This window comes from Luteimonas pelagia (genome assembly GCF_054776035.1).
The window spans coordinates 130,729-145,110 of the sequence record NZ_BAAHCG010000001.1; the positions used below are offsets into that span (position 1 = coordinate 130,729).

Genomic DNA, 14,382 nt, shown 5'->3' on the forward strand with positions numbered 1-14,382 from the left:
GTTGCGTCCCTTCCTGGCTGCCGTCGGTACCGGTCTCCGCCATGTCCTGCCTCCCTGCCGTCGTCCGCGCGGTGCGCCTCAGGGCGACTCGCGCGCCACCTTTTCATGCCATTCCGGCACCAGCGCCAACGTCGCGGACGAATACCACGGGTGGTATTCGGCGACCATCTCGCCCTGGGCGACCACCGGATCGGTGGCGACGATGCGCTCGGCCTCGGCGACATCCGCCACCGCCAGGACGAACAGCCCGCGCCAGCCTGCCGGATCCTCGATGAAGGGGCCTGCCAGGACCAGCGTGCCGGCCTCCGACAGCCGCGCCATGTTGGCGAAGTGCCCCGCGAACATCGCCTTGCGCGCCTCGCCCTCCGGAACGGGCGTCCCGCTGGACTTCAACACCACCAGGACGTAACGGCGCATGCCGTGCGCATCGGCCGTGACGCGTTCGGCCAGCGCCGCGTCGTAGCCGGGGGGCGTGGCCTCCAGCGGGGCGGGACGGGGTTCGCCTGCGGCCCCCGGGACGGGCGACAGCCATGCCATCGCGAGGAGCAGGCCAACGGTGAATGAAGCATGGGCACGCATGCGCGGATCTCCGGCCGTCGGTCGTCGAGCATGCGCCGGGACGGCACCGGCGCGGAAGCCCCCCGGGGGCCGGACCGGCAGGGTCCGGACCCCGTTCCGTCAAGGCGCGGCGGTCGACGCCCCGCCCGACGCGACCGCACCGGCGCCCAGGTGCTCGGCGAGGAATCCCGCGACGCCATGCCAGAGGGTCTCGAGGTTGTCGAGCTCCTCGAACGAATGCGCCTCCTCGTCGAACACCAGACCGACCGGGGGCCGCCCGTCGAGCGCGAGCATGCGATGCATCCGCGCCATGTGCTCGTAGTCGACGCGCAGGTCCTCGCGCCCGTGCACGAGCATGACGGGGGCGGTCAGGTCCCGGTATCGATAGATCGGCGAACTCGCGCGCATCCGTGCCTGGTCCGTGGCCGGATCACCCATGACCCTGAGGATGACGGGCCGCAGCTTCTCGTTCCTGCCGTAGTCGCTCGCGCTGAAGGCCAGGATCCGATCGCTCGGGCCGGCGATGGATACCACGCAGCGGAAGCGATCCGGCCAGCGGACCGCGGAGACCAGCGACGAGAACCCGCCGTAGCTGCTGCCCAGCGTGCACATGCGGGCGTCGTCGAGCGGGTGGTGGGCGATCGCATGCCGGATCGCGGCGTCGATGTCGTCCTCGATGCCGCGGCCGTACTCCTTGTGTCCCGCCTCCTGGAAGGCCCGGCCGTAGCCCTCCGAACCGCGGAAGTTCACCCGCAGCACGGCATAGCCGAGCGACGCGAGGAACTGCACGCCCGGGTCGAAGCGGTCGCGGTCGCTGATGCCGATCGGCCCCCCGTGCGGATACACCACGAGGGGCCGCTTGCCCTTGCCCGCAGGCAGCGTCAGGAACGCCTCGATGCGCAGTCCGTCGGCGGCGGCGACCTCGAGCCGGTGCGTCGGCGCCAGCCTGGCGGTGTCGATCCACGGCATCGTCTCGTCGACCAGCGACGCGCGCCGCGCGGCCACGTCGAGGTGGTACAGCTGCGCGGGCTGGTCGCCCGACTCGACCCACAGCATCAACTGGCGGTTGTCCCGGCTGCGGCCGGCGACGACCACGTTCATGCCCGGGAAGGCGGCCCGGAGCATGGCCGCCTGCGAATCGCGGTCGGCATCGAAGTATTCGCTCACCAGGCGACCGCCCTGGTAGTAGCGCACGCCGGCGATCTCGTGGCGCTCGTCGAACAGCGCACCCACGACGTCGACGCCGTCGCGGGTGAACACGGTGCGCGCGACCTGCCCGGTGCGCGGGTCGATCTCGACCAGGTCCTTCTGCGAGCGGCCCTTCTCGGCGAGCGCGAAGATGCGGTTGCCGTCCGCCGACACGCCCACCGGGTGCATCGGTTCGTCCTTGTCGAGCACCAGCACGTCGTTGAAGCGACCGTCGATGCCGTGGATCACGACGGTACGGGTCTCCTCCTCGCCCTCCGCATCCTTCATCGGCCGCCGCACCAGTCCCATCCGCAGGTTGCCGGCGGCATCCGTGTACCAGCCGATGTCCCGCGAAACGGACGTGTTGAGGCGGTCGGCGAACTTGAAGCCGGACCGGTCGATCGCCGCCTGGCTGGAGATGTCGAGCCGGTGGACCATCAGCTGGCCCCTCGAGTCCCAGGAGCCGAACAGGATGCGGCCCGGCTCGTCGTCGAGGCCGTCGATGACCCAGCCCCTGCGCGGGATGTCGAGCCGCTCGAAGGTGCGGCCCTTGGTGCCGAGCTCGCCGATGCGCACGATCGACAGGTCCCCCAGGTCCAGCGACGGCGTGATCAGCGTGCGGTCGCCCGACCAGCTCACCCAACCGAACTCGATGTCGCTGCGGGCGATCACCGACACGGTGCCGGCCTCGAGGTCGACCAGTTCGAGCACCCAGTCGTCCTCGTCCTTCAGTACTTCGATCGCGATCAGGTCTCCGGCCGGGTTCATGCGGGCCTGCACGACGCGCGATTCCTTCCAGAGGTCGCGTACGGACAGCGGGAGCCGGCCGGGCTTCGGCGGGGCGCGCAGCGGCGTCGCACCCGCGCCCGCGGTCGTCGACTCGAGCTGTTCGCGGTAGAAGTCCGGGAACGGATCCGGGTCGCTGCCCGAATACACCAGGCCGTGGCGCGCGTAGAGCGCCGGATGCGATTTCGACAGCCAGTCGATCGCGCCCAGGCTGCGATTCGAGAGCTGGAACCGGACGTCCTCGAGCTTGCCCGCGCGGAAGACGAAGTCACCCGGGTAGGAGATGGTCCCGGCGTGGACCTGGAACCCGTAGTCGAAGTCCTCGTCGCGGCGCAGGTCGAACCGGAGGTCGTGGAAAGGGCGCAGCTCGGTCCACGCGTACTCGCCGGCCTTGGCCACGAAGAGCCGGAAACTGCGGCCCTCGGGCAGGTCGTTGATCTTGTCGGTGCCGAAGATGCCGCCGACGCGACGGACCTTGACGGAGTCCACGTCCATGTTGGCGTCCACCGCCAGCAGGAGCAGGCCCTCGTCCGGATCGAGCCTCGGGATCTCGCCCGGGTCGACTTCGCTCATCCCCCATGCGGCGGTGCTGGCCACGACCCCGAGAACACACACGAGCGCGCATGCCGCGCGCCTGAAGCCTCCTGCCATTCCCCTGTCCCCCGTGATGCCACTGCGGATCCGAACTTCCCGGCCGGGCCGGGCGCGGCATCCCCATGCCGCATCGGGAGCCTAACGAAAAAAGCCCGGGAACCAGGCCTTTTTCCAGCGCAACAGGCCAGCCCGGGATGCGACGGCGTTCACTGTCCTGAACACCCGAGGGCGCCGTGTCCGTCGCGGGATGGCGCGCTAGGCGGGCGCCGAGCGCGACACGTGCGGCAGCATGGCGATCCGGTCGACCGCGTCGGCGATTCGCCCGCGGGGCAACGGCACCTCGCCGTAGAACGCGAGGTGCTGCCAGGCCGACACGAGATGGAAGCCAAGGTAGTCGTCGCCCGGATCCAGCAGCATCGCCTGCGATTCGAGCCAGTCCAGCCCCGCGGCGATCGAACGGCGCATCTTCGCGAAACGCGGATGGGCGGCGGTGTCGATGCCCGTGCGGGCGGCCAGGATGAGTTCGACCTCGGTGGACATGATGCCGTTGAGCACCGCCCGCGCATTGAGGATCGCGGGCGCCGTCGCCAGCACGCCATAGCGGTCGCCGGGATCGTGCCGGCGCACCAGGTGCGCCGCGATGTGGTCGGAATCGAACACGACCGTGTCCCCGTCCACCAGCGTGGGCACGCGCATGAGCGGATTCGGCCCGAAGGCCGCCGGGTCGGCGTCGGCGACGTTGCCCGCGTCGACCGGGGCGAGATCCAGTCCGAGCGCGGCGGCGAGGATCCTCACCTTGCGCGAGAAGTGCGAGCGTGGCGTGTAGTACAGCTGCATGCGATTTCCTTCCCGCCCGCCGGCGGGCGCGGCATCAGAACACGGACAGGCCCGTCAGGCGCGCGAACCGGTGCAGCGCATAGCGGCCCAGCAGCGAATTGCCCTTCTCGTCCAGCCCCGGGTAGTACACGCACAGGCTCATGACATGCGGGACCACCGCGACGATCCCGCCGCCCACGCCGCTCTTTGCCGGCAGGCCCACGTAGAAGGCGAAATCGCCCGCCGCGTCATAGGTCCCGGCGGTCATCATCAGGGCGTTGATCCGGGTCGCGAGTTCCGCGCTGACCACGCGCTCGCCCGACACGCCGCATCGACCGTGGTCGGCGAGGTACTGCATGCTACGCGCCAGGTCCACGCAGTCCATGCACAGCGAGCACTGGAGCCAGTAGAAGTCGAGCACGGCGTCGACGTCGTTCTCGAGGTTGCCGAAGCTCTTGATGAAGTTGGCGGTCGCGAGGTTGCGGTGGCCGCTCTCGCGCTCGGAACGGCGCACGATCTCGTCCGCGCCCACGTCGGCATTGCCCGATCGGCGGCGGACGAAATCCAGCAACCGGTCCTCGGCGCCGTCGCAGTTGGAGAGGATCACGTCCGCCACCACGATCGCGCCGGCGTTCATGAACGGATTGCGGGGGATCCCCTTCTCGTACTCGAGCTGGATGAGCGAATTGAACGGGTCGCCCGACGGCTCGCGGTCCACGCGGTCCCAGAGCGCATCACCCACCGCCTCGAGCGCCAGCGTGAGCGTGTGCACCTTGGAGATCGACTGGATCGAGAACCGCTGCCGGGAATCGCCCACCTCGTGCACGGTGCCGTCGAGGGTCACCAGCGCCATGCCGAAGCGGTCCAGGGGCACGTCCGCCAGCGAATCGATGTAGTCCGCCTGGCTGCCCTCGCCCAGTCGCCCCTTCACTTCCTCGTGGATCGTGCCGAGGATGTCGGGCAGGTCGAGGTGCGAGATGTCGTGCTGGTTCTGGATCGGCTCCTGGAGCGCATCCGCCATGCGGGGATCCCCCTTCATTCGCTCGGTGAAGCGGCAGTATCCGCGGCCACCCGTGGCGCCCGGGTGACCGCCGTCGGACGCGGCTAGTCGTCGCCGCGCGTCCAGCCGTGTCGTGCCATGCACTGCTCGAACAGCGTGTCGCGCTCGGGCCCGGAGTCCGCGGAACCGGCGTGCGCCTCGCACTGCGCGCGCGCGGCGGCATGCGGCGCCGCCTCGCTGCCGCTCCAGCCGGGATCGTGCGTCGCGCAGCCGGCGACCAGGCAGGCCGCGGCCAGTCCGGGCAGCAGCGCTGGAGCTCGGAACGTCGCCATGGCACACCTCTCGTGGTCGGTCGGGACGGCGAGTTCACTCCGTCCGGGGGCAACGTGCAAGCGTGCAAGCAGGCGATGCGTTAACGAGGCCTTACGCGCACGCGGCCATACTGGACCCACGCACCGCGCCACGCCGATCGAATCTCCCGGGCCGACGCTCGTCGATCGCACCGGCGCGCAACGCCGACACCCGAACCGAACCCGCAGGGAGAAGGATGGGGAGCGGATCCACACCCTCCAGCATGGATGCCGTGGCCGGCCGCGCCACGCCCCCGCGATCGCGCGACGGCCAGGGCGATGCGCCCATCTTCGACGAGATGGGGTGGCCCGGCGAAGCCCGCGCGCCCTACGCCCTGGTGGACGACTGGCTCCGCACGCTCCCGGACGACCAGCGCGAACTGAAGCGCCGCGAGGCCGAGATCCTGTTCCGCCGCATCGGCATCACCTTCGCCGTGTACACCGAGGGCGGGGATCCGGAACGGCTGATCCCGTTCGACTTCATCCCCCGGGTGCTGGCGCAGGCCGAATGGCGGCGCCTGCGCACCGGACTGGAGCAGCGCGCCCGTGCGCTCAATGCGTTCATCCACGACGTCTACCACGACCGGGAGATCGTCCGGGCGGGGCGCATCCCGGAGTCCCTCGTGCTGGGCAACGCCGAGTTCCGGCCCGAGGCGGCCGGGCACGCGCCGCCCGGCGACATGTACGCCCATGTCTGCGGCATCGACATGGTCCGCACCGGGCCGGACGAGTACTACGTACTCGAGGACAACTGCCGCACCCCGTCGGGCGTCTCGTACATGGTCGAGAACCGGGAAGTGATGCAGCGGCTGTTCCCGGACCTGTTCCGGCGCAACCACGTCGCGCCCGTGGCCCACTATCCGGACGAGCTGCTCGCCACGCTGCGCTCGCTGGCCCCGCCCAACTGCAAGGGCGAGCCGACCGTGGCGCTGCTCACACCGGGCATCTACAACAGCGCCTACTACGAGCACGCGTTCCTGGCCGACGAGATGGGCATCGACCTGGTCGAGGGCGCGGACCTGGTGGTGGTGGACGACGTCTGCTACCAGCGCACGACCGCCGGCCTCGAGCGCGTGGACGTCATCTACCGCCGGATCGACGACGACTACCTCGACCCCCTGGTGTTCCGGCCCGAATCCATGCTCGGCGTGCCCGGCGTCCACTACGCCAGCCGCGCCGGCAACCTGACGCTGACGAATGCCGTCGGCACGGGCATCGCCGACGACAAGGCCGTGTACATCCACGTGCCGGAGATGGTGCGCTTCTACCTGGGTGAGGAACCGCTGCTCAACAACGTGCCCACCCACGACTGCAGCCAGCCCGGCGACCTCAAGTACGTGCTCGACCATCTCGACGAACTCGTGGTCAAGGCGGTGCACGGCTCCGGCGGCTACGGGATGCTCGTCGGCCCGCACGCCTCGAAGAAGCAGCTCGAGGAATTCCGCAGCCTGCTTCGCAGGCGCCCGCAGGACTACATCGCGCAGCCCACGCTGTCGCTGTCCACGGTGCCGACCTTCGTCGAGCAGGGCATCGCGCCGCGCCACGTCGACCTGCGGCCGTTCGTGCTGTGCGGCGCGGACCGGATCCGCGTGGTGCCCGGCGGCCTGACCCGCGTTGCGCTGCAGGAAGGCTCGCTGGTCGTGAACTCGTCCCAGGGTGGCGGCACCAAGGACACCTGGGTGCTGGAGGCCTGATGCTCGCCCGGATGGCCGACAACCTGTTCTGGCTGACCCGTTACATGGAGCGGGCGGACTACGTCGCGCGCCTGCTGCAGGTCGCCGGCCAGATGAGCGCTGTGCGCGTGGACGAGGGCCAGGGCAGCGAGTGGGAGTCGGCGATCATCGCCTCCGGCAGCAGCCACGGCTATTTCGCAAGGCACGACACCGCCGACGAGGACCGGGTGGTCGCCTACCTCGCCTTCGACCCGGACAACCCCGCGTCGATCGCCAACTGCCTGGAAGTCGCCCGCCGCAACGCGCGGGCCGTGCGCACCGCGCTGACCGCGGACATGTGGGAGGCGGTCAACGGCACCTGGCAGGAACTGTCCGGCTGGCGCGCCGGCGGCCTGGGCGTTGACCGGCGCGACGACTTCCTCGACTGGGTGAAGGCCCGCGTCGGCCTGTTCCACGGCATCTGCGCCAACGCCATGCTGCGGCGCGACGGCTTCCACTTCGCGCGCCTGGGGCAGTTCCTCGAACGCGCCGACAACACGGCGCGGCTGCTGGACGTGAAGTACCACGTGCGGCTGCCGGAGGTCAGCGACGTGGGCGGCGTGGTCGACTACTACCAGTGGCTCGCGATCCTGCGCGTGGTGGGCGCGCGCCGGGCGTACCGGGTGCTGTTCAAGGGGCAGGTCGAACCGGCCCGGGTGGCGGAACTGCTGATCGCCCGGGAGGAGTTCCCGCGCTCCCTCGCCTTCTGCTACCGGAACATCACCATGCACCTGGATTCGGTCGCCGCGCAGGACCGGCGGCTCGCCTCCGGCGCGCTGCACTGCGCGCACGCGCTCAACGCGGACCTCCGATTCGTGCAGGTCGACGAGGTCATCTCGGGCGGGCTGCACGAGTACCTGACCGACCTGATCGAGCGCACCGACCGGCTGGGCGCGGAGATCGCCGAAGGCCACCTCTTCTAGCGCGATCGACCACTGCATGCGACTGCACATCCACCACCGGACCACGTATCGCTACGCCCATGCCGCGAGCCTGGTCGTGCAGGCGTTGCGCGTGTGGCCCGCCCCCTGCCCCTCGCAGGATGCGGACGACTGGCGCGTGGAGGTCGACGGGCGGCTCCTGCGACCGACGTCGGTCGACGGATTCGGCAACCGGGTGGCAACGCACACCGTCGACCGCAAGGTGGAAACGGTGGACGTCACAGTCGACGCGCGCGTGGACACACGCGACCTGCATGGCGTCTTCGGCGCCGACCGCGCCCTGCCACCGGCCTTCTACCGGCATGGCACCGACCTCACCGCGCCCAGCGGGGCGATGACGGCCCTGGCCCGGGAGGTGGCCGGGGACCATCGCGACGGCCTGGCGGCGGCGCACCGCCTCAGCGCCGCCGTGCGCGACAGCGTCGACTACATCCCCGATGCCACGGATGCCCTGACGCCTGCGGCCGAGGCTTTCGAGGCGCGCAAGGGCGTGTGCCAGGACCATGCGCACGTCCTGTCGGCGATGGCGCGCGCGGTCGGCTTCCCGGCCCGCTACGTCAGCGGCTACCTGTGCCCGGCCGGCACCGAGGCCGCTGCCAGCCATGCCTGGTGCGAACTGTGGATCGAGTCGCTCGGCTGGGTCGGGTTCGACGCCGCCAATCGCCAGTCGCCGGACGCGCGCTACGTACGCATCGCCTGCGGGCGCGACTACCGGGATGCGGCGCCGATCCGTGGCGTCCGCCAGGGAGGACTGGCGGAAGCCCTGGACGTCGAGGTGCGGATCGGAGACCGTGGGGCCCGCGACCACCAGCAGTCCCGCCAGTCGCAGGCGTGACGCGCTGAGGCATCATGCACCGTGCGTCGCGCCGGTCGCGGCGCCGCGACGCGTGCCCGAGGAGGCTCCCCGATGACGTATTGCGTTGGCCTGCAGCTCGAAGACGGGCTGGTCATGCTGGCCGACACCCGCACCAACGCGGGCATGGACAACATCTCGTGCTTCGCCAAACTGCACCGCTTCCACGTGCCCGGCGAACGCATGATCGCGACGATGAGCGCCGGCAGCCTGGCGTTGTCGCAGGCGGTCATCAACCTGATCCAGGACGGCCTGCCCGACCCGGAGACGGGGGAGATCGAAACCATCTACACCGTCCCGACGATGTTCCGCGCCGCCGCGCTCGTCGGCGAGGCCATCCGGCGGGTGCACCGCGTCCACGACGACGCGATGCGCGAGAAGAACGTGTCGTTCGACGTGTCGATCCTGCTCGGCGGCCAGCTCGCCGACCGCACCATGCGCCTGTTCCAGGTCTACGACGCGGGCAACTTCATCGAGGCCACGGTCGACACGCCGTTCCTGCAGATCGGCGACCACAAGTACGGCAAGCCCATCCTGGACCGCGCGATCGACGCGGACACCTCGCTGGTGGACGGCATCAAGCTGGCGCTGATCTCGATGGACTCGACCCTGCGCTCCAACCTCGGCGTCGGCCTGCCGCTGGACCTGCTGGTCTACCGCAAGGACAGCATCGACGGGTTCACCACGCACCGGATCACCGAGGACGACGCCTACTTCCGCGACCTGCGCACGCGCTGGAACGCGGCGATCCAGGCCGCGCACCGCGAGATCCCGGCACCCGACTGGCTGGACTGACGCCTGCCCGGCGCCCGGGTCAGGGGATTGTGGCCCCGTCGTGGAGCCGCGCGGCCGCCGCCACCAGTTCGGCCGGGGAGACCGGCTTGGCGACATGCGCGTGGAACCCCGAGGTGATGGCGCGCTCGCGGTCCTCGTCCCGGGCGTAGGCGGTGAGTGCGAGCGCCGGGACGGGTACGCGCCCCTCCGCCTTTTCCCTTGCGCGCCAGGCCCGGATGAATGCATACCCGTCCATCTGGGGCATGCCGATGTCGCTGATCAGCATGTCCACGCGGGGCGCCGAAGAAAGCGCCTGGGCCGCGGAGCTGCAGGCGTGCACGAGCGCCCCGTGGGCCTGCAGTACCGCGGCCAGCACGTCCCGCGAGTCCCGGTCGTCCTCGACCAGCAGGACCTGCAGCCCGGTCAACTCGTGGCCGAGGGAACCGACCGCGCGGGATTCCGCCGGTGCGGCCGCGTGCAGGATGGCCTCCACGTCCCTGCCACCCCCCGATCCGGCGAGTGGAAGCCGGACGGTGAACGTCGCGCCATGTCCCAGGCCGTCGCTGTGGGCCTCGACCGTGCCGCCATGCATGTGGACGAGCTGCTGGACGATCGACAGGCCGAGGCCCAGCCCCCCGTGCTCGCGGGTCGACGACGCGTCCATCTGGCTGAATCGATCGAACACCCGCGGCAGGAAGGCGGGATCGATGCCATGCCCATGGTCGGTCACGCGCACTTCTACCTCGGCGTCGGTCCGCCGCGCTTCGAGGCGCACGGTACCGCCACGACGGCTGAACTTGATCGCGTTCGAAAGCAGGTTCCAGGCGACCTGTTGCAACCGGTCGGGATCAACGCACGCCTCGCCCAGCCCGGCAGCGAGCACGGTCTCGAGGCACACGTCGCGGGCCATGGCTGCCGAGCGGACGGATTCCGTGGCCGCGAGCAGCGGCTCGGCGACGTCCACCGCCCGCATGTCCAGCCGCAACTTGCCGCTCGCGATCCGGGAAATGTCGAGCAGGTCGCCGATCAACTGGGCCTGCGCCCTCGCGTTCCTGTCGATCGTGGCCAGGCCCTGGGACACCATCTCGCCCGCCAGCCGCCCGGTCGCGAGCATCTCGCTCCACCCGAGGATGGAGGTCAATGGCGTGCGCAGTTCGTGGGAAATGACCGCGAGGAACTGGTCCTTCATCTCGTTCGCGCGCGCGGCCTCGAGGAACAGGCGCTCCTTCTCCCTGGCATCCGCCTCCGCGCGCTCGCGACCCGCCTGCGCCGCGCGGAACAACCGGGCCCGGCTCATGCCGACCGCGGCCTGCGCCGCGATGGCCTCCACCAGCCGGGCGTGCGCTTCACTGAACACCCCGGGCTTCGCGTGGCCGAGGAACAGGCCGCCCAGGACCTCGCCGTTGTCCCACGTCACGGGGACCGCGAGGTAGCTCCTGACCGGGAGGTGGCCCTTCGGCATGCCGTGGTGTGGCGGCTCCTTGCCATAACGCGGATCCTGGAGCACGTCGTCGATGCGAATCGTGCCCTCTCCACGGAATGTCGGACCGAACAGCAGTGTCGCCCGCGGCATCGGGAATCGTTCGAACGCCTCGCGCGGCACCCCGGAAAGGGCGTAGAGCATGTAGCTGCCCTGCCCGTCCTGGTGTTCGACGTTGTAGAAGAACCCGCCGAACTGGGCGCCGGTCAGTCGCGTGCTCGCGTCGGTGACAGGCTGCACGATCGCCTCGAGTTCGATCTCGCGCAGCATGAGCTGGGAAAGTTCCCGCAACTCGGCGCGCTCGGCCTCGCGCTGGCGTTCGCCACGCAGGTCGCGCACCTCGATCACCGTGCCATGCACATGGCCATCGCGCCGGATCGGGCTGGCGGTGAACGCGACGGGGTAGAAGCTTCCGTCCTTGTGGACGAACACCTCCTCGCCGTGTTCCTGCATGTCCTGCGGCGCGGCGCGATCGATCGGGCATTCCTCGAGCGGATAGGGCCGCCCATCCGGCCGGGTATGGTGGACGAAATCGTGCAGGGGCTTCCCCCGGACCTCCCCCAGCGTGAACCCGGTCAGCACTTCCGCCGCCTGGTTCATGTAGACGCAGTGCTGCCGCGCATCCATCACGAAAAGCGCGACGGTCGCGTTCTCGCACACGGCACGCAATTGTCCTTCCGTGGTGAGGAGATCGCCGTCCATCCGCCTACGTCCCATCCCCGGTCCAGCCGGGAAGCCTACCAACCGGCTGCATCCGCGTCGTGAGGAAAACGGCGCCCGCGCGGCGCGCGGCAGGCGACTAGCCCGGGTGCCGCCCGCCGGCCATGAAGTCCACCTTGCCGAGCGGCACGCCTTCGCGCCGCAGCAGCGCGTACGTCATGGTCGAGTGGAAGTAGAGGTTCGGCAGCACGAAGCCGAGCAGGTACTCCTGGCCGGTGAAGGTGAGTTCGCCGGCGGCGGACGTCGGCACCACGATGCGCCGGTCCTCGCTGCCGTCGACCTGGTCGGCGCCGAAGCCCTTCACGTAGTCGAGCACGCGCACGATCCGCGCCTGCAGCGCGTCGACGGTCGCCTCGTCGTCCGCCACCTTCATCGGCTCGACGCCGGCCAGGCGCGCGGCGCCGTTCTTGGCCATGTCCGTGGCGATCTGGACCTGCCGCGACAGCGGCAGCATGTCCTCGGCCATCCGCAGCGCGAGCAGCGCGTCCGGGTCGCCGCCGTGCCCGCGGGCGTGGGACGCGCCCTTGTCGACCACGTGCGACAGGTTGCGCAGGGCGCGCACGAACACCGGAACCGAAGCCTGGTACATCGAGATCGCCATCGCGCCGCCTCCTGACGTGGGACCGCGACTATAGCGCCGGCCGCCGTCGCTCAGCCGGCCTCCAGTTCTTCCCAGCGGGCGTACGCCGCGTCGAGCTCGGCCTGCACCCCGGCGAGGGTGGCGTTGTCGCTCGCGATCGCTTCGGCATCGCGCTGGAAGAAGGCCGGGTCGGACATCGCCGCCGTCAATGCCGCGATGCGTGCCTCCAGCGCCTCGATCCGGGCCGGCAGCTGGTCAAGCTCGCGCTGCGCCTTGTAGCCCAGCTTCTTCTGCGCCGGTCGCGCGGCCGCCGGAGTCGCCGGGGGCGCACCGGACCGCTCCAACGGCGCGGTGCCCGTCGAATCCACCACGGCAGGGGCCGCCCGCTGCCGTTCCCAGTCGCTGTAGCCACCCACGTATTCGGCGATCCGGCCATCGCCCTCCATCACCAGCGTCGAGGTCACCACGCTGTCGAGGAAGTCGCGGTCGTGGCTCACCAGCAGCAGCGTGCCAGCGTACTCGCCCAGCAGCTCCTCGAGCAGCTCGAGCGTCTCCACGTCGAGGTCGTTGGTCGGCTCGTCGAGCACCAGGACATTCGAGGGCTGCGCGAACAGCTTGGCCAGCAGCAGCCGGTTGCGCTCGCCGCCGCTCAGCCGGGTGATCGGCGCCCGGGCCCGCTCCGGCGTGAACAGGAAATCCTGCAGGTAGCCGATCGCGTGCTTCTGGCGGCCGTTGATGGTCACGCTCTCGCGGCCCTCGGCGACGTTCTCCAGCGCGTTCCAGTCCTCGCGCAACGTCGCGCGGTGCTGGTCGAAGTAGGCGACCTGGAGGTTGGTGCCCTGGCGGATCGTCCCGGCGTCGGGCGCCAGGTCGCCGAGCAGCAGGCGCAGCAGCGTGGTCTTGCCACTGCCGTTCGGCCCCACCAGGCCGATCCGGTCGCCGCGCAGGATCGTGGTCGAGAAACCGCGCACCAGGCAGCGGTCGCCGTGCGCGAACGACACGTCCTTCGCCTCGACCACCTTGCGACCCGAGGCCTCGCCCTGCCCGGCCTCCATCCGCACGTTGCCCGCGGACTCGCGGCGCGCCGCCCGTTCGCGGCGCATTGCCTCCAGGCGGCGGACACGGCCCTCGTCGCGGGTCCGCCGGGCCTTGATGCCCTGGCGGATCCACGCCTCCTCCTGCGCGAGCACCTTGTCGAAGCGCGCCTGCGCCTGCGCCTCGGCGTTCGCGCGTTCCTCCCGGCGGCGCAGGTAGTTCGCCCAGTCGCCGGGCCAGCTGGTGAGCCTGCCGCGGTCGATCTCGACGATGCGCGTGGCCAGCGCGCGCAGGAAGCGCCGGTCATGCGTGACGAAGACCAGCGCACCGGGCCACGCGGCCAGGAAGCCTTCGAGCCATTCGATCGCGGCGATGTCCAGGTGGTTGGTCGGCTCGTCCAGCAGCAGCAGGTCGGGCGCGGACACCAGGGCGCGCGCCAGCAGCACGCGGCGCTTCATGCCACCCGAGAGCGCGTGGAAGGACGCGTCGCCATCGAGGTCGAGGCGGGTGAGCGTCTCGGTCACCCGCTGGTCGAGCGACCAGCCGCCCGCCGCCTCGATCCGGCCCTGCACCTCGGCGAGCGCCGCCGTGTCGACCGGCTCCGCATGGCTCAGGTGGTGGAACCGCGCCAGCCATTGCCCGAGCTCGCCCAGTCCGGCCGCGACGACATCCCAGACATCGCCCGCGGCATCGGCCGGCACCTCCTGCTCGAGCCGCGCCACGCGCGCCCCGCCGGCCACGCGCACCTCGCCGTCGTCCGGCCGCAGCGTGCCGTCGAGCAGCTTGAGCAGCGTGGACTTGCCGGCGCCATTGCGGCCGATCAGCGCGATCCGTTCGCCGGGTTCGATGGCCAGGTCCACGCCGTCGAGCAACGCGGGACCGCCGACGCCGTAGTCGACGCCTTGCAGGGTGAGCAGGGGCATGGCGCGATTCTACCGTTCGTCCGATGCCGGCTCCTGCCCGTCGCCCGTGGCCTCCGAGGGCCCCGCGCGGCG

At 70.6% G+C, this 14,382-nt stretch carries 12 protein-coding genes; 4 read left to right on the plus strand and 8 right to left on the minus strand.

The annotated features are described in order from the left end of the window. Positions 1 to 78: 78 nt before the first annotated feature. From ACYU7H_RS00600 to ACYU7H_RS00620, 5 genes are all read right to left on the minus strand, one after another. Positions 79 to 579, minus strand: a complete 501-nt coding sequence (locus tag ACYU7H_RS00600; RefSeq protein ID WP_460811642.1) for a YciI family protein — start codon at positions 577 to 579, stop codon at positions 79 to 81. Between the two features lie 99 nt (positions 580 to 678). Beyond that, positions 679 to 3,105: an alpha/beta hydrolase family protein gene (locus tag ACYU7H_RS00605; protein WP_460811644.1), complete on the minus strand. Its 2,427-nt coding sequence runs from the start codon at positions 3,103 to 3,105 to the stop codon at positions 679 to 681. Between the two features lie 276 nt (positions 3,106 to 3,381). Continuing rightward, a complete protein-coding gene (locus ACYU7H_RS00610) occupies positions 3,382 to 3,963 on the minus strand; it encodes a glutathione S-transferase family protein (RefSeq protein WP_460811645.1) in 582 nt (193 codons plus the stop codon). A gap of 34 nt (positions 3,964 to 3,997) precedes the next feature. Beyond that, on the minus strand, positions 3,998 to 4,963 hold the full coding sequence (locus ACYU7H_RS00615; protein WP_460811647.1) for a glutaminase: 966 nt from the start codon (positions 4,961 to 4,963) through the stop codon (positions 3,998 to 4,000). 83 nt (positions 4,964 to 5,046) lie between these two features. Next, a complete protein-coding gene (locus ACYU7H_RS00620) occupies positions 5,047 to 5,274 on the minus strand; it encodes a hypothetical protein (protein WP_460811649.1) in 228 nt (75 codons plus the stop codon). 317 nt (positions 5,275 to 5,591) lie between these two features. Here ACYU7H_RS00620 and ACYU7H_RS00625 point away from each other — a divergent pair, with 317 nt between their 5' ends. The 4 genes from ACYU7H_RS00625 (at position 5,592) to ACYU7H_RS00640 (ending at position 9,593) form a co-directional block, all read left to right on the plus strand. Beyond that, positions 5,592 to 6,986: a circularly permuted type 2 ATP-grasp protein gene (locus ACYU7H_RS00625; protein ID WP_460813014.1), complete on the plus strand. Its 1,395-nt coding sequence runs from the start codon at positions 5,592 to 5,594 to the stop codon at positions 6,984 to 6,986. Then, a complete protein-coding gene (locus ACYU7H_RS00630) occupies positions 6,986 to 7,927 on the plus strand; it encodes an alpha-E domain-containing protein (protein ID WP_460811650.1) in 942 nt (313 codons plus the stop codon). Before ACYU7H_RS00625 ends, ACYU7H_RS00630 begins: the two co-directional genes overlap by 1 nt. Before the next feature lie 16 nt (positions 7,928 to 7,943). Beyond that, a complete protein-coding gene (locus tag ACYU7H_RS00635; protein WP_460811652.1) occupies positions 7,944 to 8,780 on the plus strand; it encodes a transglutaminase family protein in 837 nt (278 codons plus the stop codon). A gap of 72 nt (positions 8,781 to 8,852) precedes the next feature. Next, entirely contained in the window at positions 8,853 to 9,593 is a 741-nt protein-coding gene (locus ACYU7H_RS00640; protein ID WP_460811653.1) for a peptidase, read from the plus strand. Positions 9,594 to 9,612: 19 nt separating this feature from the next. Here the strand turns inward: ACYU7H_RS00640 and ACYU7H_RS00645 are convergent, their stop codons facing one another. From ACYU7H_RS00645 to ACYU7H_RS00655, 3 genes are all read right to left on the minus strand, one after another. Further along, positions 9,613 to 11,754 (minus strand): PAS domain-containing hybrid sensor histidine kinase/response regulator, encoded by a 2,142-nt coding sequence (locus tag ACYU7H_RS00645; protein ID WP_460811654.1) that lies wholly within the window; start codon positions 11,752 to 11,754, stop codon positions 9,613 to 9,615. Between the two features lie 97 nt (positions 11,755 to 11,851). Beyond that, complete coding sequence (locus ACYU7H_RS00650; RefSeq protein ID WP_460811656.1) at positions 11,852 to 12,373, minus strand: DUF1993 domain-containing protein; 522 nt, start codon at positions 12,371 to 12,373, stop codon at positions 11,852 to 11,854. Between the two features lie 50 nt (positions 12,374 to 12,423). Next, complete coding sequence (locus tag ACYU7H_RS00655) at positions 12,424 to 14,310, minus strand: ATP-binding cassette domain-containing protein (RefSeq protein ID WP_460811657.1); 1,887 nt, start codon at positions 14,308 to 14,310, stop codon at positions 12,424 to 12,426. Between the last annotated feature and the right edge of the window lie 72 nt (positions 14,311 to 14,382).

Excerpts from the sequence above, each read along its gene's own strand:
- ACYU7H_RS00625 (WP_460813014.1), top strand. The coding sequence starts at position 5,592 with ATGGGGTGGCCCGGCGAAGCCCGCGCGCCCTACGCCCTGGTGGACGAC.
- ACYU7H_RS00645 (WP_460811654.1), bottom strand. The coding sequence starts at position 11,754 with ATGGACGGCGATCTCCTCACCACGGAAGGACAATTGCGTGCCGTGTGC.
- ACYU7H_RS00650 (WP_460811656.1), bottom strand. The coding sequence starts at position 12,373 with ATGGCGATCTCGATGTACCAGGCTTCGGTTCCGGTGTTCGTGCGCGCC.
- ACYU7H_RS00615 (WP_460811647.1), bottom strand. The coding sequence starts at position 4,963 with ATGGCGGATGCGCTCCAGGAGCCGATCCAGAACCAGCACGACATCTCG.
- ACYU7H_RS00620 (WP_460811649.1), bottom strand. The coding sequence starts at position 5,274 with ATGGCGACGTTCCGAGCTCCAGCGCTGCTGCCCGGACTGGCCGCGGCC.
- ACYU7H_RS00635 (WP_460811652.1), top strand. The coding sequence starts at position 7,944 with ATGCGACTGCACATCCACCACCGGACCACGTATCGCTACGCCCATGCC.
- ACYU7H_RS00640 (WP_460811653.1), top strand. The coding sequence starts at position 8,853 with ATGACGTATTGCGTTGGCCTGCAGCTCGAAGACGGGCTGGTCATGCTG.
- ACYU7H_RS00655 (WP_460811657.1), bottom strand. The coding sequence starts at position 14,310 with ATGCCCCTGCTCACCCTGCAAGGCGTCGACTACGGCGTCGGCGGTCCC.
- ACYU7H_RS00600 (WP_460811642.1), bottom strand. The coding sequence starts at position 579 with ATGCGTGCCCATGCTTCATTCACCGTTGGCCTGCTCCTCGCGATGGCA.
- ACYU7H_RS00605 (WP_460811644.1), bottom strand. The coding sequence starts at position 3,105 with ATGAGCGAAGTCGACCCGGGCGAGATCCCGAGGCTCGATCCGGACGAG.
- ACYU7H_RS00610 (WP_460811645.1), bottom strand. The coding sequence starts at position 3,963 with ATGCAGCTGTACTACACGCCACGCTCGCACTTCTCGCGCAAGGTGAGG.
- ACYU7H_RS00630 (WP_460811650.1), top strand. The coding sequence starts at position 6,986 with ATGCTCGCCCGGATGGCCGACAACCTGTTCTGGCTGACCCGTTACATG.